The following is a 22,264-nucleotide window of genomic DNA, read 5'->3' as shown; positions in this document are numbered from 1 at the left end:
GCTCGGTTAGATAACAAACGATGCCAGGTAGCAGAATATCGCCGTGATGATCGACACAATGCAGCCAGACAAGGTGAAGGACAGGTACATGTCTTTGACCGACATGTTCAAAAATTCGCGGAAAAACCAGAAGCCGGAGTCCGTAACGTGCGACCAGCCGATGGCCCCAGCGCCGATGGAAATGCACATGAGCGCAGGGTCAACAGGATGCACGGCCAGCACAGGGCTGATAAAGCCAGCAGCCGTCATCATGGCGACGGTGGCGCTGCCCAGCGCAAAACGCATGATGGAAGCAATCAGCCAGGCCATGATGACCGGGTGCATGTTGAGCGTGACCAGCACGTCCTTAAGAACATTGCCCATGCCGGAATCCATGATGACCTTGTTGAAGCTGCCAGCAGCACCAATGACCAGCAAAATGGAAACCATGGGCAGGAGGGATTTGTCGCAGAAGCCGCTCAGCTCAATGGAGCTGAAGCCCCGCTTCACGCCAAGAAAGATCAGGGAGGCCACGGCGGAAACGAACAGGGCGATCACAGGATGGCCCAAAAATTCCACCAGGGGCATGTAGGGCGCATCCTTGCTGGAGGAAAATTCCACCACGGTCTTGCCGATCATGAGGATCAGCGGCAGCAGTGTCAGCAGCAGGGTTCCGCCAAAGTTGGGCAGGTCGCGGCCATCCTTGCTGATAACGGTGGTAACGGCCCCTTCAGGCAGCGGCACAATGATGTTTTTGCTAATGTACTTGGCAAAAATGGGGCCGCCGATGATGGCGCCGGGCACCACCAGAACGAGGCCGTAAAGGATCACCTTGCCCACATCGGCGTTCAGTTCCTTGGCAATGGCCATGGCTGCGGGATGCGGCGGCACAACGCAGTGCACAACCAGCAGGCCAGTGTAGAGAGAAAGAGCCACCAGCAGGATGGAAAGCTTGGATTCCTTGGAAATGGAGAAGGCCAGGGGCATCAACAGCACCATCCCCACCTGGGCAAACACGGGGATGCCGCAAATGTAGCCAATGATGAGCATGGCCCAGTAGGCCTTGGTCTGACCAAAAACGCCAATGAGCGATTTGGCGAGCCGCTGCGCGCCGCCCGAAACTTCGAGCATCTTGCCCATGAACGCGCCCAGCGCGAGGATGGGAGCCAGAAAGCCCAAGGTATTGCCCATACCTTTTTCAATGGACGAACCAATGGCCCCCAGAGGCATGCCGCTGGCAATCCCCAAAAATGCGCAGGCAGCTATAAGCGCCAAAAATGCATGAACCCTGTAACGCACGCACAGCACCACGATGCCGACGATTGTCACACCAAGAATAATCAGAGCACCCGTTGTTCCCATTTGATCACCCTCTTTTCAGGATTGCATCCCGTTGTTTGCATATACGAACTCAATACGTAAATACAAACTATACGGACAAACAATCTGCGTCAAGCATCCCCCGGACCTTTTCTTGAAAAAAATTGTTTTTCCGTGCAAAACAATGGGCATGCAAGATCAACAAAAACCGACCGTCCACATGCCGACCCAGCGGGTCATTTCACTCCTTGAAGCTCTGGCTGATACAGAACACGGCCTCACGCTTACCCAGCTTGCCCAGTGCATCGGCAGCAGCAAGGGCACTATTTCGCCCATTCTTGAGACCCTGCAACAGCATGATTTTGTTCGCAGAGACAAACTCTCTGGCCGGTATGAACTGGGCCGGGGCCTGTACCTGTTTTCAGAGGGATTCCGCACGCAGGATCCCCTGATGGCGCAGGCGCAGGCCTGCATGCGGCAGGTGGTGGACGCCTGCGCCGAAATCTGCCAGCTGGGCATTCTCTCTCATACCGAAGTGCTCTACATAGCCAAGGTGGATTCGCGCGAGCCTATCCAGATCATTTCCCGCGTGGGGTCGCGCATGCCAGCCCGCAAAACGGCTCTCGGCAAGGCGCTGCTCAGCCAGTGCAAAAGGGAGGAAGTGGTCGCCCTTTTTGCCGGGGAGCTCTGCACCGAGCCTTTTGACATGGACGCCTTTCTGGAAGAGCTGCAAAAGGTACGTCAGGGGGCCATTGCCAGAGATATTGGCGAAATCAACCCGCAGCTACATTGCTATGCAGTGCCCGTTACCTTTGCCGGGCGCGTGGACTGCGCCATGAGCGTCTCCCTGCCCGCCTTCCGCGACACGCCGGAGAAACACCAACAGGTTGAGAGCGAACTTCGCAAGGCTGTGGCAAAACTTGAACAGTTCATGGACGAAACGCACGAATGCTTCTGCCCCTAGGCCTGTGGGCAGACTGGCATTTAAATATTTTGCGGGGATGGGGCTTTTTGCATAAGGGCATCCAGCCTGCCCCGCTCTTATTACTTCAAAATATTGCAGGGATCACCGGCCAGAAACAGACCCGCGTTTGCCTGCCGCCCATAAAAAAAGCCCCTCTGCCGGACATCCCAGCGGAGGGGCTCAACTTTTTCAGCAAAGTCAGCCTACTGCGTCATAAAGGCGTGCATGGTCACAAGCGTGTCCATGTGCGCGGCAGAAAAATGGCTCATGGCGCGGTCGGTATCCGCCCCGGCCTTTACGGCCATCTCAAGCTCAAGCGCAGCGGCGGCCAGCGCCTTGGCCCCCAGGTTGGCGGCTGCTCCCTTGGTGCTGTGCACAAGGTTGCGGGCTTCTTCCATGTTGCCGCTCTTCAGGGCCTGAGCCACCTTTGACGGGGTGTCGCGCTCCGTTTCAATAAACTTGGCAAGCAGCTTGACGTACATGTCGCGCTTGTTGAGCACCCTGGCAATGGCTTCCTTCCAATCCAAAACTTCCTCGGTCATGTTGTCCTTCTTGGCGCAGGTTAAGAAAAAGCGGCAAGCCGCTTGCAGTAATAACGCGGTCGGCATCCCCAAACCCGGATAAGCCGCTAATACCCCCTGGCGGCGCACCCGGCAGGCTGGCGATACATGCCGTAACGGCGTCAGTCTGCTGGGCGAATACTGCCAGCAACAAATTACCCTGACAAGGACTTTATGCGCCAAACATAAAGACAGGTAATCCAGAACAATTTCAAGGTATTTGCAGCTTCCTTCAGGGGATTGAAAGCTGTTAGCGATCCTTTACGGACACTGCGGGTTCGTGACCAGCTAGTAGGTCAGGTTTTCTGGCAGTACACAAAAATCCGCAGGCCCGCCCTTTTCCAGCCGCCCTGCCCCGCAGCCCAGCAGATTCAGGGCGGCAGCGCCATTAACCGTCAGCATCCGCACCAGGGCTTCCGGCGGCACGTCCATTGTTTCGCGCAGCCACACCGCCTCCTTGCGCACGTCCAGATCGCGGTTGGAGGTCAGCCCGTCCGTGCCAAGGCACAGCAGCGCGCCGCTTTCCATAAGCTCGCGTACGGGTGGCACCCCAACTCCAAGATTGCGGTTCGAGCGCGGGCACAGGCACAGGGCCGCGCCGCTGGCTGCCAGCACTTCCACTTCCTGCGCGTCAAGCTGCACGCCGTGTACGGCCAGAGTACCGGGGCCGAGCAGGCCCAGCTTTACCGCATAGGCCAGCGGGCGCAAACCGGGCGCAGACCAGTCTGGCGGCAGCACAACCCCGGCGTACAGGTCGCGCAAAGGCCCGCTGCCCGATGTGAGCAATTGGGTTTCTTCGGGCGATTCCGCAAGGTGGAAGGAAAACACGCGCCCCATGCGGGAGCAGTCCTGCCGCGCGGCGCTGAGGATTTCCGGCCCTGTGGAATACAGGGCATGCCCGCCGGGAGCGCAACGGGCCATGAGAAAGGGATCATCAGCCAGAGCCTGGCGGCAACGCGGCGGCCACGGGCGTTCACCATCGGCAAAGGGCGCGCCAAAGCCAAACCATTCGCAAAAATGGCTTGCGGTCAGCCCCGCCTCATTGCAGGCCGCATCAGCCAGAACCGTGCCGCCGGGCAGGGAGCCAGTGATGTTGCCCACATACAGCGTGCCGTACAGGGCCAGTGCGGCGCAGGCGCTTTCCACGGCATCCGCCTGCGGGGCCGCGCCAAGAAGGGGAATGAGGCTTTGCAGCCAGGCGGTGAAGCCGCGCCCCCAGCGCGTTTTCTCCGCCAGATGCGAAAGTTCCAGATGCGTGTGCGCGTTGACGCAGGCAGGGGCGAGGCAGACCGCGCCCACATCGCGCACCAGCGTACCTGCGGGTAGTTTGGCCTGCGACCACGGCAAAACATCCTCCACCAGCCCGTCGCGCACCAGCAGCACGCCGTTGTCGATCTTTTTCAACGGGGCAAAGAGGCGGGCGGCCCGCGCAGGGCCTTCGCCGCCAAGGGTCAGAATGCTTTTGGCCCTGATGGCCAGCAAGGCCTCCGACGGCTCGTCAGATTCAGGAGATTCCGTGTTTTCCGGGTTCATGGGGCCTCCGCCGTCAACGGCTTCTGCGGGCAAACTGCCCACCGGACACATAGAATGTGTTTTCCACAATGAACAGGGCGCGCGGGTCAATGCTGAACACCAGATTCTCCAGCCGCTTGAGCGCCACATTGTTGGTGACGGTGAGCAGAATTTCGCGGTCCGAGCCGGAGTAGGCCCCCTTGCCGCGCACAAGCGTAGCGCCAAAGCGCTCTGTCACCAGGATGGCCTCGCTGATTTCTTCACCGTGGTCAGAAATGATCATAACGAGCTTGCGCCGGTTGAACAGGCCCAGCACATACTCCAGCGTACTGGCCGAAATGAACATCATCAGCATGGAAGCAACAATAAGATCCAGCGCCATGTGCGAGGCCGCCGTAAGAAACAGCAGGGAGTTGAACAGAAAATTGAATTGCCCGATGGGCACGTTCCAGCGTTCCTTGAGCAGCACGGCAACCACATCCGTACCGCCGCTGCTGCCAAGGGTGCGCAGCATGATGCCGCAGGCTGCGCCGTGCAGCACCCCGCCCACCACTGTGGCGTACACTTCGTTGGTAATAGGAATTTCGAACGCTATGAAAAAACTGAACAATGTGGTGCAAAGGGTACCGTAGGCCGTGTAGAGCAAAAATCGTTTGCCCACGCAAAACCAGCCCAAAGCATACACAGGCACGCACAACATGGAATACCAGACCAGCGGCGTGAGCGTGCCTGTCCAGTAATTGACCAGCAGGCCCACGCCCATGACCCCCCCGGAAAGGAAGCCATGGGGCGCGGCCACGCTCTGAATGCATATGGCCATAAGAACCGACCCCAGCGTAAGCCAGAGCAGGTTCCAGACCACCGATTCGGCCAGAGCCTTGTTGTACGACTGAAGCTTCATGGGTCTACGTTACACCAGGCCCCAGATCATCTTCAAGGCCACAAGGATCAAAAAACAGGCAAAACCTTTCTTGAGCTTATCGGCAGGCAATGCATGCGAAAGCTTTGCGCCAAGTGGGGCGGTCATAAAGCTGGCTGTGGCAATGCCCAGCAGCGCCCACAGGTTCACAAAGCCAAGCGACATGGCGGGCAGATCGGGTCTGCCCCAGCCGCCCACAATAAAGCCCAGCGTACCCGCCACGGCAATGGGAAAACCAATGGCGGCGGAGGTGCCCACAGCATGGTGCAGCGGCACGTTGCAAAAAGTCATGAACGGCACGGAAAGCGTACCGCCGCCGATACCCACAAAGCTCGACACAAGGCCTATGACGCCGCCCACGCCGGCGGTTCCCATCTTGCCGGGCAGATCGCGGCTGGCCGGGGGCCGGTAGTTGGAGAGCATCTGCGCCGACACAAAGAGAATAAAGCAGATAAAAAATATCTTCAGGAACATTGTGGGCATATGGGTGGCAATAAGGCCGCCGAAGAACGTGCCCACAAGAATGCCGGGGGTAATGGCCTTGAAAATATCCCAGTGCACGGCACCACGGGCATTATGCGCCCGCGCGCTGGAGATGGAAGTGATCATGATGCTGGCAAGCGATGTGCCGAGCGCCATCTGCTGCACATACTGGGCGGGAACTCCCACGGTGGGGAAAATGGCAACCATCAGGGGCACCAGAACAATACCGCCGCCAACACCCAGAAGCCCGGCCAGAACACCGGCCACAGCCCCGCACAAGACGTAGGCCACAAGAGACACAAGCATGTGGTTCTCCTCGCTGAAGATACTTACAGCCGCGCCGCAAAACGTCTGCATCGGTGCGCGGTACGCCCTACAACTAGACAATGCCCCTGCAAGCGTCAACCGACTTTTTGCTTTACAAAGCGCCCAAGCGCGCCTACATTTGCTACTTATGAAGACCAACGCCCGTTTGCGCAATTTCCTATGGCAGGGCAAGCACAGCGCCCCCGGCCTTCCTGATTTTTTTCGCATTTGCAGGCGTTTTTCGTATTCCCCCGTTGTATAGCAACGGGGATTTTTTTTGACCTTTTTACCACGCAACGTCATGAATACCGACAATCGCTACCACTGGCCCCACAAAGACCTGCTGGACGTCACCCAACTGAGCGCGGAAGACACCATGCACCTGCTGGACCTGGCCGCCAGCTTTCAGGAAATCAACAGCCGTCCGGTCAAGAAGGTGCCGACCCTCAAGGGCAAGACCGTTGTGCTGTTTTTCGTGGAAAACAGCACCCGCACCAAGACGTCCTTTGACGTGGCGGGCAAACGCCTTTCCGCCGACACCTATTCCCTTGCAAAATCAGGCTCAAGCCTGAACAAGGGCGAAAGCCTCAAGGATACGGGCCTCACCCTTCAGGCCATGGGGCCGGATGTCATTGTCATCCGCCACCCAAGCAGCGGCGCGGCGCGCTTTCTTGCAGAGCTGCTGCCCTGCGGCATCGTCAACGGCGGCGATGGCTGGCATGCCCACCCCACCCAAGCCCTGCTCGACTGCTACAGCCTGCGGCAGGCGTGGCAAAACCGTTTTGCCGGGCGCACCCTGCTGATTCTGGGCGATATTGCCCACAGCCGCGTGGCCCGTTCAAACATGCACCTGCTCACCATGCTGGGCGTCAAGGTGCGTCTGTGCGCCCCGCGCACCCTGCTGCCCGCCGGGGTGGATCACTGGCCCGTGGAAATCTATACGGAGCTGGACAAAGCCGTGCGCGATGTGGACGCCGTCATGTGTTTGCGCCTGCAACTTGAACGCCAGCAGGCGGGCCTGTTGCCCGACCTTGCGGAATATTCCCGACGTTTCTGCCTTGGCTCCAGCCAGCTGGCCCTTGCCGCGCCCGAGGCCAAGGTTTTGCATCCCGGCCCCATGAACCGTGGGCTTGAAATTTCCAATGACATAGCAGACGCCCCCGCGAGCCTGGTGCTGAATCAGGTGGCCGCAGGCGTCGCCACGCGCATGGCAGTGCTCTATCTGCTGGCCACGCGCAACGATGGAGTACGCGCATGAGCCTCTTGATAAAGAACGCACGCCACCTTGAAGCCCCGGTAGACCTGCTGGTGCGGCATGGCAAGATTGTCACCATGACCCCGGCAGACCACCATACCTACGACAGCCGCGAAGTTTTTGACGCCAAAGGCCTCGTGCTCATGCCCAGTTGCATCGACGCCCACGTTCACCTGCGCGAACCGGGCTTTGAATACAAGGAAGACATCGCCTCCGGCCTCGAGGCCGCAGCGCGTGGCGGCTTTGGCGCGGTGATGTGCATGGCCAACACCAAGCCCGTCAACGACACGGCCAGCATTACGCGCGCCATGCTCGACAGCGCCCGCAAAAGCCACCCCAATGGCCCGCGCCTCCACCCCATTGCCGCCGCCACCGTGGGCCTCAAGGGCGAGGAAATGGCCCCCCTCGCGGAACTCAAGGAAGCGGGCTGCGTGGCTATTTCCAACGATGGCCGCCCGCTGGAAAACGCGGAGCTTGTGCGGCGCATCATGGAATACGGCGCGGACCTCGATCTGGTGCTCATAGACCACTGCGAAGACCCGCATCTGGCTAAGGGCTGGCGCATGCACGAAGGCGTGACCAGCGGCCTGCTGGGCGTCAAAGGACAGCCCGCCGCTGGCGAGGCCAATCAGGCCATGCGCGACATCATGCTGGCCGAATACCTCGGCGTACCCGTGCATATCGCCCATGTTTCCGCAGCGCTGACCGTTGACTGCATCGCCTGGGGCAAGGCGCGCGGCGTCAAGGTGACTGCCGAAACCTGCCCTCACTATCTGCTGCTGGATGAAACCGCCCTTGAGGGCTACAACACCCAGGCCAAGGTCAGCCCCCCCCTGCGCACCGCCGCAGACCGCGAGGCCTTGCGCCGCGCCGTGAAAAACGGCACCATCGACATACTCGCCACAGACCACGCCCCCCACGCCGCCCACGAAAAAGAAGGCACACTGGACGATGCCATGTGCGGCTTTACCGGGCTTGATCTGGCTGTCAGCCTCACCTGGGGGCTGGTGGCCGAAGGCGTGCTGACAGAGGCCGATGTGCACCGGCTGTGGAGCCGCCGCCCGGCAGAAATTTTCAACCTGCCCTGCAACGGCTTTACCCCCGGCGATCCAGCAGATTTCTTCCTGCTTGACCCGGACGAAACATGGGTTCCCGGGCCGGAAAACCTCTACTCCAAAAGCTGCAATACGCCATTTCTGGGTCAGGCCCTGCGCGGCAGGGTCAAGCACCACTGGATAGACGGCATGCAGCTGTTCTGATGCCCTGCGGGGATCATTACAGGGGGTTTTATGTACCGCATTCTGCACGATCAGGAGCTGTTCCGCAGCCAGTGCCTCATCAATGGGCACTGGCGCGATGCGGCCGACAAAAGCGTTATTGAAGTCATTAATCCTGCCAACGGCAAGCAGTTGGGCACCGTGCCCAACTGCGGCGAGGCCGAAACCCGCGAGGCCATTGAGGCCGCGCAGGCGGCCTTTGCTGTCTGGAGCGCAAGAACGCCCCTGGAACGGGGCGCTCTGCTCCACGCCTGGGAACGCGCCATTGCCGAGAACATTGAAGACCTGGCACGTCTGCTCACCCTTGAAGAAGGCAAGCCTCTGGCCGAGGCCAGAGCAGAGATCCTTCAGGGTGCATCGTACTTTCCCTGGTTTGCGGAAGAAGCCCGCCGCTTCAGCGGCGAGGTCACGCCCGTATACCGTCACGGGGTGCAGGCCCTCACCCGTCATGCCCCTGTAGGCGTGGCGGCGGCCATCACGCCGTGGAACTTCCCCATGTCCATGATCCCGCGCAAGGTGGCCCCTGCGCTGGCGGCGGGCTGCACCATGGTGGTCAAACCCGCCAGCGCCACGCCTTACAGCGCGCTGGCAATGGCGGAACTGGCCGTGCGGGTGGGCATCCCCGCCGGGGTTTTCAACGTTGTTACGGGCAGCGCGCGGCGCATCGGCAACGAGATCACCGCCAACCCGCTGGTGCGCAAGCTCAGCTTTACCGGCTCAACTACGGTGGGGCTGCAACTGGCAACCCAGTGCGGGCCTACCCTCAAGCGCATTTCCATGGAGCTTGGCGGCAACGCGCCCTTTATTGTGTTTGACGATGCGGATATGGACAAGGCCGTGACAATGGCCATGGCCTGCAAGTTCCGCAATGCTGGGCAAACCTGCATCTGCGCCAACCGTTTTCTGGTGCAGAGCGGCGTGGTGGAGACCTTCGCCACCAATCTGCTCGACCACATAAGCGACATGCGCGTGGGCGACGGCCTCAAGCCGGAGACAGACATGGGGCCGCTTATCAATGCCGATGCCGTTGCCCACACTGATGCTCTGGTCAAGGACGCCGTGGAAAAAGGCGCGCAACTGCTGTTCGGCGGCAAACCGCACAGCCTTGGCGGGAATTTTTACGAACCTACCCTGTTGTTGGGCCTGACCCCGCAGATGCGTATTTTCCGCGAGGAGATCTTCGGCCCGGTGGCTGCCCTCATGACTTTTGACGATGAGGAAGAAGCCATTTCCCTTGCCAATGATACGGAATTCGGCCTGGCCTCATATGTCTGCACGCGCGACATGCCGCGCATCTGGCGGCTGTTCAACAAATTGCAGTACGGCATGGCCGGCTTCAACGATGCGGGGCTTGCTGCCGCCGAAACACCCTTTGGCGGTGTGAAATTCAGCGGCATTGGTCGGGAAGGCAGCCGCGAAGGCCTTCAGGAATACATGGAAACCCACTATGCCCTGCTGGGCGGGCTGAACTGACGCGCCAGCGAGGAGTACTCATGCCCGAACGTGAACCTGTCGCAGCCGGGCGTTTTTATCCCGCTTCGCCCGGTGAGCTGCAAAAGGAAATCAGGTCATACCTCACGGCTGGAAAGGCCTTGTCGGCAACAGCGCCCATTGACGCCAAGCGCAAGGACTCTGCAAGTCTGCGCGGCCTTATGCTTCCCCATGCTGGCTACGTTTACTGCGGCAAGGTGCTTGGGGCCGCGCTCATGAGCCCCTGGAACAAAACAACAGCCGGAGCCAGCCTGCCGGAGCGGCTCGTGATGCTCTGCCCCAACCACACGGACAGAGGCGCGCCCCTTGGCGTGTGGCCGGATGGCATGTGGCATACTCCGCTGGGCGGTGTTGACGTGGATGCGGAGCTGGCCGCCAGCCTGTGCGGCAAGGGCGGTTTTGCGCCTGACCTGCACTCGCACCTTGGCGAACATTCCATAGAAGTTCTGCTGCCTTTTCTGCAATGCGTGCCGCCGCAAGGGTTGCCCGGCGCGACCCGCCGCATCACCCCTGTGTGCGTGGGCACCATGCAGCACAAAATCTTGCAGGATGCGGGGCTTGCGCTGGCGGAGGTCATCCGCCAGTACGAAAACAGGGGCGAACGGATCGGCATCATCGTCAGCTCCGACATGAACCATTACGAAGATCAGGAAACCACCATGCGCAAGGACGCCTTCGCCCTTTCGCAGGCGCTGGCCTGCGACCCGGAAGGTCTGCTCACCATGGTGCAGCGTGAAAAAATCACCATGTGCGGGGCGGCCCCCATGGCCCTGGCCCTGTTTGCCGCCCGCGCTCTGGGCGAACCTTGGGCGGAACTGTGCCTTTATGACACTTCGGCCACGGCATCGGGCGATACACGCAAGGTGGTAGGCTATGCCGCTCTGCGCTTCGGCCTTGCCTGAAACCTCATGACGCTCCGGCAGCGATAATTCTTGCCCTTCGGTCAATCTGCTGCGCTGCAGCGGGGAACAAAACCCTGCTGCAGCGCAATGTTGCGTGATCTGCTTTGCGCATTTTTTACCATATCTGACATATGCCACATATCCGGCAAAGGCGCGCCAACTCACGAACAGCGCCGTTGTACCGCGTCGCGCTCCAATAAAGACAGGCATCTGAATGCGCCGCATCTCTGGACAGGGGATGGCAAGTTTGCCACTATGCGGCATCACAAAACCAAGGGGATTACCATGGAAGTGTGCATCGCTTATCTGCGTGGAAAACCGATCATGCTGGAGCTGCGGGACGGCATCGCCTATCTCGACAACGAGCCCCAGCCCATCAAATATCTCGATGAAGCAAAACTTCAGGAATTCAGCGATTCCATCCGGGCCATTCCGTATTCCGCTGATCCTGGTTATGAAGCGCTGGTCAATTCCAAACGCGCGAATTTTATTGTCAGCCTGATTGGCAGCGCTGTGGGCGAGGAATGCGTTTCCAGGCTGACCCATATTCTGGATCACGTGCATTACGATGTGCTGGAGTATCTGGGCGAAACCGGAGAAGAAGATGCTTGAAATCCGTGACCTGCATGTTTCGGTCAAGGGCACTCCTGTGCTCAAGGGCATTGATCTGCACATCCGCCCCGGCGAAACATTTATTCTTTTTGGCCCCAACGGCTCCGGCAAAACCACCCTGCTCATGACCCTCATGGGCTTTGCGGGGTATGAGGTCACGCAGGGCCAGATCATCTACAAGGGCACAGACATCACCCACGCGCCCATGTACGAGCGTGCGCGCCTCGGCATCGGCATGTCGTTTCAGCGGCCCCCTACCATCCACGGCCTGCCCACGGGCAAGCTGGTGGAACTGTGCGGGCGCGGGCGCAAGATGGATATAGAAGACATGGCCCGCAAGGTGCATTTTGACCATTTTCTCAAGCGCGATGTGAACGCGGGCTTTTCCGGCGGCGAAATCAAGCGCTCCGAACTGCTGCAACTCATGGCCCAGAAGCCCGATCTGCTGCTCTTTGACGAGCCGGAATCCGGCGTTGACCTTGAAAACATGGCGCTTGTGGGCAAAACCGTGCGCTACCTGCTTGATGGCACGCCTGACCGATGTTGCGCCACGCTGCGGCAGCGAGAAAAGGTGCGCTCCACCAGCGGTCTTATCATCACCCACACCGGTCACATCCTCGAATACGTCAATGCCCACCGGGGGCAGGTCATGTATCAGGGCAAGCTGTGCTGCGAGGCGCGGCCCCGCGAAATTCTGGATCACATCGCTACCCACGGCTATCAGGAATGTCTGCGCTGCCTCACCGGCGACATGCTTGGCAAAATTGCGGAGGCGCCCCTTAAATGAGTTCTGTCAATCTTTCCCGCTTTCAGTTCAGCGGCGGCGAAAACGCCGCGCCCATTGAAAACCTCGCCGCCCTGCCCCGCGAGGATCAGGAACGTCTTGTGCTGGCTGGCATCGATGTGAACGACAGCACCGCCAGCGGCGCGTTCATGCAGCTCAACCACGCTGGCGTGCACTGCGAAACGCGCCATGAAGGCCTCGACCTCATGGACATCCGCACGGCGCTGAAAAAGTTCGACGGCCTGCCCCAGTATTACTGGAAGCTGCTGAATCCTGAAAAGGACGAGTTCACGCGCATGGCGCAGGAGCACTGCAACGGCGGCTACTTTGTGCGGGCGCGCAAGGGCGTCAAAATCGCCCAGCCCGTGCAGTCCTGCATGTTCATCAAGGGGCACGGCGCGGGCCAGAGCATCCACAATATCGTGATTGTCGAAGAAGGCGCGGAACTGCACATTCTTGGCGGCTGCGCCACAGCGCACGATGCCAACGATGCCGCCCATCTGGGCGTGACCGAATATTATGTGGAAAAAGGCGGCAAGCTGACCTTTACCATGATTCACAACTGGGGCAGCAGCACGACTGTGCGCCCCCGCTCCGCCGGGATTGTGGAAGCCGGGGGCGAGTTTCAGAACAACTACATTCTGCTCAAGCCCGTGGGCGACCTGCAAATGTACCCCACCATGACCCTGGCTGGATCCGGAGCCGTGGCCCGCTTCAATTCCGTTGTGGTGGCCCCCACCGGCTCCCATGTGGACTGTGGCAACCGCATTGACCTTGCGGCCCCCGATACGCGCGGCGAAATCATCTCGCGCGTTGTCACCACGGGCGGCACGGTCATCAACCGCGGCTTTATCGGCGCTTCCGCCGCTCCCGCCAAGGGGCACCTCGAATGCAAGGGGCTGATTCTTGGCGGCGGGCGCATGCATGCCATCCCCGAACTGGACAGCAACCAGGACGGCGTGGAGCTTTCGCACGAGGCAGCGGTGGGCAAAATCGCGCAGGAGGAAATTGAATACCTCATGGCGCGCGGTCTGGACGAAGACGAAGCCGCCGCCACCATTGTGCGGGGCTTTTTGAACGTGGACATCATGGGCCTGCCCGCCCCGCTGAAAAAGGCCATGGACGAGCAGATTTCCTTGCTGGAAGCGGGCAACGCCATGTAGCAAGGGCAGCTTTTGCGGCCCGCCCAACGCTGCCCGATACGCGCACTTGACCGAAGCCAGCCTTGCAGCTATATTTCCCTTCCTTGGGGCCTATAGCTCAGTTGGTAGAGCCTCCGGCTCATAACCGGCCCGTCCCAGGTTCAAGTCCTGGTGGGCCCACCAAGAACTGTTCAGACAAAGTCCGCCGAAGTTGCACAACTTCGGCGGACTTTGCGTTTTACGATCCAAAATGGTTCTTTTCATTTCGCGTGGGTTCGTTGGCAGCAGTAGATTTATTAGGGCAACATTTAGGGGGAACTAGCCCACAGCGGAAACTGTTACCCCAAGCCCATTTCTGACACCATCCTGCAAAGGCCCGCCCACGCCCCCTGCTGCTAACTCGCAGTAATTCTAAGATTTGAACTTTTGCGCCCAATACCGTACAAAACCAATATTTCCTATTGAGAAAACCCCTGAAATTCATAGAGCGCATCCCAGGGAACTACCGTGACAGCCCTGCAAAGATTTCTTTGACGCGGCCTTGCGGGATGCGCATGGTGACATAGAATATCCCGTCTGACTGGCATGGTTTGAAGTCCAACAAAAAATGAGTACTCGTCATGGCAATTCCTGATTTCCAAAGTTTCATGCTGCCTGTATTGCGTCTGGCTGCCAACGGCTCGTTGAGAACAGCGGAAGCCATCGCTCAAGTTTCTGACGCATTCAACCTGTCCGTTGCAGACAGGCAGGAAATGCTGGCTAGCGGGAGGCAGACCAGAGTTGCAAACAGAATTTACTGGGCTTTCGTCCACCTCACCAAGGCGGGGCTGTTACGGCGTGAGGCACGCGGTATTTATGACATCACAGCGGAGGGGCAACAGGCCCTGCAGGAAGACCCTCAGCGTATTGATATTAACTTTTTGATGGCCCGCTCTGAAAACTATCGCCAGTTCCGCAGCGCCTCCAATGCTCCGGCAACGGACAATGAGACCAGCGGGCAACAGCCTCCCTCCACTTCCGAAGAGGAAACCCCCGAAGAACGTGTTGAAGCCGCATTTGCAGAGCTTAACGGCGCGCTGCGATCTGACCTTCAGGAACGCCTGCAAGCAATGCACGATGCAGACTTTGAACGGCTGATCGTCAAGCTGATGCTTGGCTTGGGGTATGGCGCGGGCGGCCTTGGCAAAAGGACAGGTGGAACAGGAGACGGGGCCATAGACGGCATCATTACAGAAGATGTGCTTGGTTTGGATGTAATCTTCCTGCAAGCCAAACGCCATGGTCAGGACTTTCCCGTCGGCCCGGATAAAATCCGCGAATTCGCAGGAGCAATGGACGCCCACGGCATCACCAAGGGCGTATTTGTTACTACAAGCCGCTATACAAAAGCGGCCCGTGAATACTCTGAACGCAGCCACAAGCGCCTGCGCCTTATTGATGGACACGAGCTGGCAGGCCTTATGGTGCAGCACGGTATCGGGGTTAGAAGTTACAGAACGCTGGAACTGAAAAGACTCGACGTTGATTTTTTTGAGGAGCTTGGAGAGTAAAATCAGAACTGGCTAATATTTGTTGAACAACGCTCAACTGAAATTCATTATACTCTGATGGTTAATCTGGTGATACCGTGAACAAGCAGCAATTAGCGTCAAAAATTTGGGAATCCGCAAACAAAATGCGTTCCAAAATTGAGGCGAATGAATACAAAGACTATATTCTTGGATTCATCTTCTACAAATATCTTTCAGATACTGAAGTCAAATACGTCCGCAACACCCTGAAGGGCACCACTGAAGACATCAAGGCCCTGTCGGAAGACGACGCCGTTACCGTCAAGACCATCCAGCAGAACCTAGGCTACTTCATCGCCTACGAAAACCTGTTCTCCACCTGGCTTGAAATGGGCAGGGACTTTGACGTGTCCAACGTCCGCGATGCGCTCTCCGCCTTCAGCCGTCTCATTAACCCCACGCACAAAAAAGTTTTTGACCGCATTCTTGATACACTGCAAACCGGGCTTTCCAAACTTGGCGACAGCTCCGGCACGCAAACAAAGTCCATCAGCAATCTCATTCAGCTGATTGACGTCATTCCCATGGACGGCAGGCAGGACTACGACGTTTTGGGGTTCATTTACGAATACCTCATCAGCATGTTTGCCGCCAATGCCGGCAAAAAGGCGGGCGAGTTCTACACGCCGCACGAGGTTTCGCTGCTCATGTCCGAAATCGTCGCCGACCATTTGAAAGACCGCAAGGAAATCAAAATTTACGACCCCACCAGCGGCTCCGGCTCACTGCTGATCAACATTGGCAAATCAGTGGCCAAGCACATCGCCAGCGAAAACAACATCAAATACTACGCGCAAGAGCTGAAAGAAAATACCTACAACCTCACGCGCATGAACCTTGTAATGCGCGGCATTCTGCCAGACAACATCGTCACAAGAAACGGCGACACCCTTGAAGACGACTGGCCGTATTTTGACGACAGCGACCCCACAGGCTCGTACAACCCGCTGTATGTGGATGCGGTGGTATCCAACCCCCCGTACTCTCAGGCGTGGGAACCCACCCACAAGGATGCGGACGCCCGTTTTGCGGCCTTTGGGCTGGCACCCAAAACCAAGGCCGACTTTGCCTTTCTGCTCCACGACCTGTTTCACCTGAAGCCAGACGGCATAATGACCATCGTGCTGCCGCACGGGGTGCTGTTTCGTGGCGGCGAGGAAGGCACGATCCGCAAAAACCTTATTGAGCAAAACCATATCGACACCATTATCGGCCTGCCCGCCAACATCTTTTTCGGCACAGGCATACCGACAATCATCATGGTTTTGAAAAAGAAGCGCGCAAGCACAGACGTGCTTGTCCTCGACGCATCCAAAGGCTTTGCCAAGGTCGGCAAAAACAACGTGCTGCGCGCCTCAGACATCAAAAAAATTGCAGATACCGTAACCCAGCGCATAAACGTGGACAAGTTTTCCCGCGTGGTCAGTCAGCAAGAAATTCGCGACAACGAATACAATCTCAATATTCCCCGCTATGTAGATTCCTCAGACAGTGCCGAAACGTGGGACATTTACGCCTCCATGTTCGGCGGCATACCCATGAACGAGATCGCGGCGCTGGATGCGTACTGGCAGACCTTTGGCGGCCTGAAGGAAACCCTGTTTGCCCACAACGGCACACCCTACGCAACACTTGCGGTGGAGGACGTGGCAACTGCCATACGTGGCAATGCCGCCGTACTCGCCTGGCAGCAAAAATACGCTGCGGCCTTTGCAGACTTTGCCGCGCACCTCAAGGCCGAACTTATCGACAACTGGGCAACGCTCAACATCGGCAAACAGGAATCTGCCATTGCGGATGCAATATTCCAGCGGCTTGAGCAGATCGCCCTTGTGGACAGGTACAGTGCCTACCAGGCCCTTGACGACGAGTGGACAAAAATCGCCGTGGATCTGGAAATTCTGCAAACCGAGGGCTTCGACGCTGCAAAAAAGGTCGATCCCAACATTGTGCTGAAGAAAAAGGACGGCAAGGACACTGAAGTACAGGAAGGCTGGGTCGGGCACGTCATTCCTTTTGAACTGGTGCAGCTTACCTTGCTGCGCACGCAGCACGATGCCCTGACGCGGAAAGAAGAAGACCTTGCGGAAATTCAGTCCACCTACGACGAAATTCTTGATTCCCTGGCGGAGGAAGACAAGGAAAGCAGCGTTGTCAACGAGGCCAAGGACGCCTTTGTCGTTGCAGAGGTAGGCAAACAGATCAAACAGCTGTTTGGCACCCTTGCAAAGGCCAAAACCGCCGTGCGGGCCTATGATGAAGATTCACTGGAGCGCAAGCTCGTGCAGGTTCAGGAACTGGTAGACAAGGAAAAAAGCCTGAAAAAACAGATCAAGGCCGACGCGGACGCACTGCACCTTGCCACCAAGGCCGCCATTGAGGGCCTGACGGACGCACAGGTTATAGCCCTGCTGGAAGCCAAGTGGATTCAGCCGCTGATTGCCGCGCTGCAAAGTATACCGGGCAGCATTATTACCGACCTTGTTTCCCGGGTGCGGGCATTGGCAGAAAAATACGCCACCACCTATGCGGAACTGGCCGGGCAGATCGCAGAAACAAAATCGTCGCTTGCTACCTTGATCGATAATCTGACAGGCAACGAATACGACATGAAGGGGCTTGGCGAGTTTCAGGCGCTTTTGAAGGGTGAGGGATATGAATAGCCCCGCCATCCGTTTCGCCGGATTTACTGAGGATTGGGAACAGAGGAAGCTCTATGAAATTTCCGATAAGGTCACGGAAAAGAATGTGAACCGTGCTTATACTGAAACGCTGACCAACTCTGCGGAGTTCGGAATTATAAGCCAGCGCGATTTTTTCGACAAGAATATTGCCAACAATGACAATATCGACGGCTACTATATCGTCCGACACAATGACTTCGTTTACAATCCGCGCATATCAACATTCGCTCCTGTTGGCCCGATAAAGCGCAACAAGCTGGGCAGAAGCGGGATAATGTCGCCGCTTTACTATGTTTTTCGAACACACGATATCGACCAAACTTACCTTGAACACTTCTTCGCCACGGCGGGCTGGCACAAGTTCATGGCGTTCAATGGGGATTCTGGCGCACGTTCTGACCGATTCTCAATTAAAAATTCGGTGTTCCGTGAGATGCCTTTGCCGTATCCATCAATCGCTGAACAAAAAAAAATCGGCAAACAGTGCGATACGCTTGACCGCCTTATCGCCCTTCATCAGTGTGAGCATGATAAAACGGTCAACATCAAGAAAGCCTTGCTTGAAAAGATGTTTCCGAAGGATAGCGAGGACAAGCCCGAAATCCGCTTCGCCGGTTTTACTGGCGCTTGGGAACAGCGGAAGTTGGGGAAGTTGGTAGTGATTTCGTCTGCGTCACGAGTTCACAAACATGAATGGAAGACGTCGGGTGTGCCGTTTTTTCGGTCGAGTGATGTGGTTTCTGCGTTCAAGGGCGTTGACAATGAAAAGGCCTTTATCTCACAAAACCTATTTGAGGAATTAGCAAAGAGGTCTGGAAAGGTTCAGGAAGGCGATGTCCTTATTACTGGGGGAGGGTCTATCGGAATCCCTTATAAAGTGCCTAGCAACGCGCCGCTGTACTTCAAAGACGCAGATCTGTTATGGTTAAAACAGTCTGGAAAGATTGACGGAGATTTTATTTACACATTTTTCACTGCACCTATTTTTAAAGCTTATGTGCAGAGCATAAGTCACATTGGAACAATCGCGCATTATACAATTGAACAAGTAAAGGAAACGCCTATTTTGCTTCCATCAATTGTGGAACAAGCTAAAATTGGTGCGTTTTTCACCAACCTCGACCGCCTCATCACCCTGCATCAGCGCGAATTGACCAAGCTCCAAAACATCAAGAAAGCCCTGCTTGAAAAAATGTTCGTATAGGGGACTGCACAATGGCGTTCAACAAAGAATCCGAATTTGAAGAAGCCCTCATCAACGTGCTCACCACGCAATACGGATGGGAAGCGGCGGTCATCAAAAACCCCACAGAGCAGCAGCTTATCGAAAACTGGGCTGGCATTCTCTTTAACAACAATCGCAGTGTCGACCGCCTCAACAACCAGCCGCTCACACAGGGCGAGATGCAGCAGATTATCGAGCAGATACATACCCTCAATACTCCGCTCAAGCTCAACGGCTTTATTAACGGCAAGACCGTATCAATCATACGCGACAACCCCAATGACGAAGCTCATTTTGGCACGGAAGTATCGCTCAAAATCTATGACAGGCAAGAGATAGCCGCAGGCCAGAGCCGCTACCAGATTGTGCAGCAGCCTAAGTTTCCCACGCGCGGCATTTTAAACGATCGGCGGGGCGACATCATGCTGCTCATCAACGGCATGCCGCTCATCCATCTAGAGCTGAAAAAAAGCGGCGTTTCCGTTATGCAGGCCGCCAACCAGATTGAAAAATACTCCCGCGAGGGTGTTTTTAGCGGGCTGTTTTCGCTGGTGCAGATATTTGTGGCAATGGAGCCTGCGGAGGCCCTGTACTTTGCCAACCCCGGCATGAATGGCAAGTTTAACCCCGATTTCTATTTCCACTGGGCAAATACGAACAACGAGCCGATCAACAACTGGAAGGAAGTGGCCGAAAAGCTGCTCTCCATACCAATGGCGCATCAGCTTATCGGCTTTTACACCGTGCCGGACGACTCGGACGGCATCCTCAAGGTCATGCGCAGCTACCAGTACTACGCTGCAAGCGCCATCTCTGACCGCGTAGCAAAAACGAAGTGGGGAGAGAAAAATCAGCGCGGCGGCTACATCTGGCACACCACCGGCTCCGGCAAAACCATGACGAGCTTCAAGTCTGCCCAGCTCATTGCCAACTCCAAGGATGCCGACAAGGTTATCTTTCTTATTGACCGCATCGAGCTTGGCACGCAGTCGCTTCAAGATTACCAGGCCTTTGCCGATGACAACGACGAGGTGCAGGCAACAGAGAGCACGTATGAACTTGTCGCCAAATTGAAAAGCAATGCCTCAACCGATACGCTCATCGTCACCTCCATACAAAAGATGAGCAACATCAAGCAAGAAAGCGGCATGAACGCCGCAGACATACGGCAGATGGCCGACAAGCGTATTGTCTTCATCGTGGATGAGGCGCACCGCTCCACCTTTGGCGACATGCTGCATGATGTGAAGCAGAACTTTCCCAACGCAATATTTTTTGGCTTTACCGGCACGCCCATTCACATCGAAAACCAGATCAAGGGCTGCACAACTGCCGATGTTTTTGGCAACGAACTGCACAGATACAGTATTGCCGACGGCATACGCGATGAAAACGTGCTCGGCTTTGACCCCTATAAGGTGCTCACCTACAAGGACAAGGACGTGCGCAAGGCTGTTGCGCTCGACAAGGCAAAGGCCGCAACCGAGGAAGAAGCCATTGCCGACCCGCACAAGAGCAAAATCTACTACAGATTCATGAATGACGTTCCCATGGCCGGACACTTTGGCAAGACCGGCAAATATGTGAAGGGCATTGAAGACTACCTGCCCCAGAGCCAATACACGCGTAACGAGCACACAGAACAGGTTGTCGCGGATATTCTTGAAAACTGGGTGATGCTCTCCCACGCGGGCAAATTCCACGCGCTGTTTGCCACAAGCAGCATACCAGAGGCCATTGCCTATTACCGTCTTTTCAAAAAGAAAAAGCCGGAGCTGAAAATCACGGCCCTCTTTGACCCGAACATCGACAACGGCGACGGGGCGACAACAGCGTTCAAGGAAGCCGGACTGGAAGAAATCATCACCGACTACAACGCTCGCTATAACCAGACCTTTAATCTTGGCACTCACGGCAGCTTTAAAAAGGACATGGCGGCGCGCCTTGCCCATAAGGCACCCCACCAGCGCATAAAGGCAGATGAGCAGATTGACCTGCTTATTGTTGTCGATCAGATGCTCACGGGCTTTGATTCCAAGTGGATAAACACACTCTATCTGGACAAAAAGCTGGAATACCAGAACATCATTCAGGCATTCTCGCGCACCAACCGCCTGTTTGGGCATGAAAAACCGTTTGGCACAATTCGTTACTACCGCAAGCCGCACACCATGGAGCAGAATATTGCTCAGGCCGTTAAACTCTATTCTGGCGACAAGCCTATTGGCCTGTTTGTGCAGAAGCTTCAGACAAACCTTGAAACAATGAACAACCTGTTTGAACGCATCAGGCAGGTTTTTGTTGATGCGGGAGTGCCGGACTTTACAAAAAACCCGGCAGACAAAAGTGCTTGCGGCAAGTTCGCCGCGCTCTTCAAGGAGTTCAATGCGGTTCTTGAAGCCGCCAGAATTCAGGGTTTTACCTGGAGCAAGCGGGAGTACACCTTTCAGAGCAAACCGGGTGCGAAAAAGATCGTCATCAAAACCGTTTTTGACAAGAACGACTATCTCGTGCTTGCCCTGCGCTACAAGGAACTGTGGGGCAGCGACGGCGGCAGCGGTGGCGGCGGCGAAGAGGAAGCCCCTTATGATCTGGACGGGCACCTGACCGAAATTGATACCGGAAAAATTGACGCCGACTACATGAACTCGCGTTTCGCCAAGTACCTTAAGGCGCTGCAAGCAAAAGAAGAAGTTGAGCAGGTCAAAAGCGACCTGCACAAAACCTTTGCCACGCTGACCCAGGAAGAACAGAAGTACGCGGGGTTATTCCTGCGCGACATAGAGCGCGGCGACGTTATTGTGGAAGACGGCAAAACCCTGCGCGATTATATTACAGAGTATCAGACGCGGGCAAAAGCTGACCAGATTCACCATGTAGCGGTTGCGCTTGGCCTGGACGAGGCAAAGCTCAGGGACATGATGGGCCTGAAGCTGACAGAAGCAAATATTAACGAATACGGCCGCTTTGATGCGCTGAAAACAACGGTTGATATGGAAAAAACTCGCGCTTTTTTTGCTGATCAGCAAGGGGTAGCCGTTAGCCTGTTTAAGGCACTCAGCCTGCTTGATGGTTTTTTGCGCAAATTCCTGCTCGAAGGCGGCTTTGATATAGAGTAGCGCGGTCGTTTTCTCGAAAAGGTCATAAAGCGTGGGGACTTGCCCCCGCTAAAAAACTTCCCAGCCTCGCAAGCGAGAGACACCAATCAATCACGGAATGATTGATGACCATTCACAGCCAGCTTTTGGGCTTTTGCCGTCCCTTGTGCAAATCGTATT

The 22,264-nt window shown here is 56.7% G+C and carries 17 protein-coding genes and 1 tRNA gene; 13 read left to right on the top strand and 5 right to left on the bottom strand.

Going from position 1 to position 22,264, the window contains the following annotated elements:
* Positions 1–6 precede the first annotated feature (6 nt).
* Positions 7–1,341 (bottom strand): GntT/GntP/DsdX family permease, encoded by a 1,335-nt coding sequence (locus tag ACUZ9Q_RS02745; protein WP_449247285.1) that lies wholly within the window; start codon positions 1,339–1,341, stop codon positions 7–9.
* Positions 1,342–1,489: 148 nt separating this feature from the next.
* On the opposite strand from ACUZ9Q_RS02745, the gene ACUZ9Q_RS02740 reads away from it, so the two are divergent.
* Positions 1,490–2,263 carry an IclR family transcriptional regulator gene (locus tag ACUZ9Q_RS02740; RefSeq protein ID WP_192112446.1) on the top strand — a complete coding sequence of 258 codons (774 nt, stop codon included), beginning with the start codon at positions 1,490–1,492 and terminating at the stop codon, positions 2,261–2,263.
* A gap of 203 nt (positions 2,264–2,466) precedes the next feature.
* On the opposite strand, the gene ACUZ9Q_RS02735 is transcribed toward ACUZ9Q_RS02740, so the two are convergent.
* From ACUZ9Q_RS02735 to ACUZ9Q_RS02720, 4 genes are all read right to left on the bottom strand, one after another.
* Positions 2,467–2,805 (bottom strand): Hpt domain-containing protein, encoded by a 339-nt coding sequence (locus tag ACUZ9Q_RS02735; protein WP_192112445.1) that lies wholly within the window; start codon positions 2,803–2,805, stop codon positions 2,467–2,469.
* A gap of 306 nt (positions 2,806–3,111) precedes the next feature.
* Entirely contained in the window at positions 3,112–4,356 is a 1,245-nt protein-coding gene (locus tag ACUZ9Q_RS02730) for an amidohydrolase family protein (protein WP_192112444.1), read from the bottom strand.
* Positions 4,357–4,369: 13 nt separating this feature from the next.
* A complete protein-coding gene (locus ACUZ9Q_RS02725; protein ID WP_227118565.1) occupies positions 4,370–5,236 on the bottom strand; it encodes a YitT family protein in 867 nt (288 codons plus the stop codon).
* Between the two features lie 9 nt (positions 5,237–5,245).
* The gene (locus tag ACUZ9Q_RS02720) at positions 5,246–6,043 is read right to left on the bottom strand and encodes a sulfite exporter TauE/SafE family protein (RefSeq protein WP_192112442.1); all 798 of its coding nucleotides are present in this window, start codon (positions 6,041–6,043) and stop codon (positions 5,246–5,248) included.
* Between the two features lie 301 nt (positions 6,044–6,344).
* On the opposite strand from ACUZ9Q_RS02720, the gene ACUZ9Q_RS02715 reads away from it, so the two are divergent.
* From ACUZ9Q_RS02715 to ACUZ9Q_RS02660, 12 genes are all read left to right on the top strand, one after another.
* On the top strand, positions 6,345–7,301 hold the full coding sequence (locus ACUZ9Q_RS02715) for an aspartate carbamoyltransferase catalytic subunit (protein WP_022657966.1): 957 nt from the start codon (positions 6,345–6,347) through the stop codon (positions 7,299–7,301).
* Entirely contained in the window at positions 7,298–8,557 is a 1,260-nt protein-coding gene (locus ACUZ9Q_RS02710; RefSeq protein ID WP_449247284.1) for a dihydroorotase, read from the top strand. The genes ACUZ9Q_RS02715 and ACUZ9Q_RS02710 overlap by 4 nt, the downstream gene beginning before the upstream one ends.
* A gap of 30 nt (positions 8,558–8,587) precedes the next feature.
* Positions 8,588–10,048, top strand: coding sequence for an NAD-dependent succinate-semialdehyde dehydrogenase (locus ACUZ9Q_RS02705; protein WP_215647270.1), 1,461 nt, complete (start codon positions 8,588–8,590; stop codon positions 10,046–10,048).
* Between the two features lie 20 nt (positions 10,049–10,068).
* Positions 10,069–10,968, top strand: a complete 900-nt coding sequence (gene amrB / locus ACUZ9Q_RS02700) for an AmmeMemoRadiSam system protein B (protein ID WP_449247283.1) — start codon at positions 10,069–10,071, stop codon at positions 10,966–10,968.
* A gap of 285 nt (positions 10,969–11,253) precedes the next feature.
* Positions 11,254–11,580: a hypothetical protein gene (locus ACUZ9Q_RS02695; RefSeq protein WP_022657962.1), complete on the top strand. Its 327-nt coding sequence runs from the start codon at positions 11,254–11,256 to the stop codon at positions 11,578–11,580.
* Positions 11,573–12,367, top strand: coding sequence for an ABC transporter ATP-binding protein (locus tag ACUZ9Q_RS02690; RefSeq protein ID WP_192112438.1), 795 nt, complete (start codon positions 11,573–11,575; stop codon positions 12,365–12,367). Before ACUZ9Q_RS02695 ends, ACUZ9Q_RS02690 begins: the two co-directional genes overlap by 8 nt.
* Positions 12,364–13,527, top strand: a complete 1,164-nt coding sequence (locus ACUZ9Q_RS02685; RefSeq protein WP_192112437.1) for a SufB/SufD family protein — start codon at positions 12,364–12,366, stop codon at positions 13,525–13,527. Before ACUZ9Q_RS02690 ends, ACUZ9Q_RS02685 begins: the two co-directional genes overlap by 4 nt.
* A gap of 86 nt (positions 13,528–13,613) precedes the next feature.
* A tRNA-Ile gene (locus tag ACUZ9Q_RS02680) sits at positions 13,614–13,689 on the top strand.
* A gap of 437 nt (positions 13,690–14,126) precedes the next feature.
* Complete coding sequence (locus ACUZ9Q_RS02675) at positions 14,127–15,056, top strand: restriction endonuclease (RefSeq protein WP_449247282.1); 930 nt, start codon at positions 14,127–14,129, stop codon at positions 15,054–15,056.
* A gap of 77 nt (positions 15,057–15,133) precedes the next feature.
* Positions 15,134–17,740 carry a type I restriction-modification system subunit M gene (locus tag ACUZ9Q_RS02670; protein WP_449247281.1) on the top strand — a complete coding sequence of 869 codons (2,607 nt, stop codon included), beginning with the start codon at positions 15,134–15,136 and terminating at the stop codon, positions 17,738–17,740.
* Positions 17,733–18,965, top strand: coding sequence for a restriction endonuclease subunit S (locus tag ACUZ9Q_RS02665; RefSeq protein ID WP_449247280.1), 1,233 nt, complete (start codon positions 17,733–17,735; stop codon positions 18,963–18,965). Before ACUZ9Q_RS02670 ends, ACUZ9Q_RS02665 begins: the two co-directional genes overlap by 8 nt.
* Positions 18,966–18,976: 11 nt before the next feature.
* Positions 18,977–22,105, top strand: a complete 3,129-nt coding sequence (locus tag ACUZ9Q_RS02660) for a type I restriction endonuclease subunit R, EcoR124 family (RefSeq protein ID WP_449247279.1) — start codon at positions 18,977–18,979, stop codon at positions 22,103–22,105.
* Positions 22,106–22,264 lie beyond the last annotated feature (159 nt).

The organism is Desulfovibrio desulfopostgatei (assembly GCF_053570645.1).
Note: the sequence above shows the minus strand (reverse complement) of the source record. Positions and strands in the feature narration are given on the sequence as shown.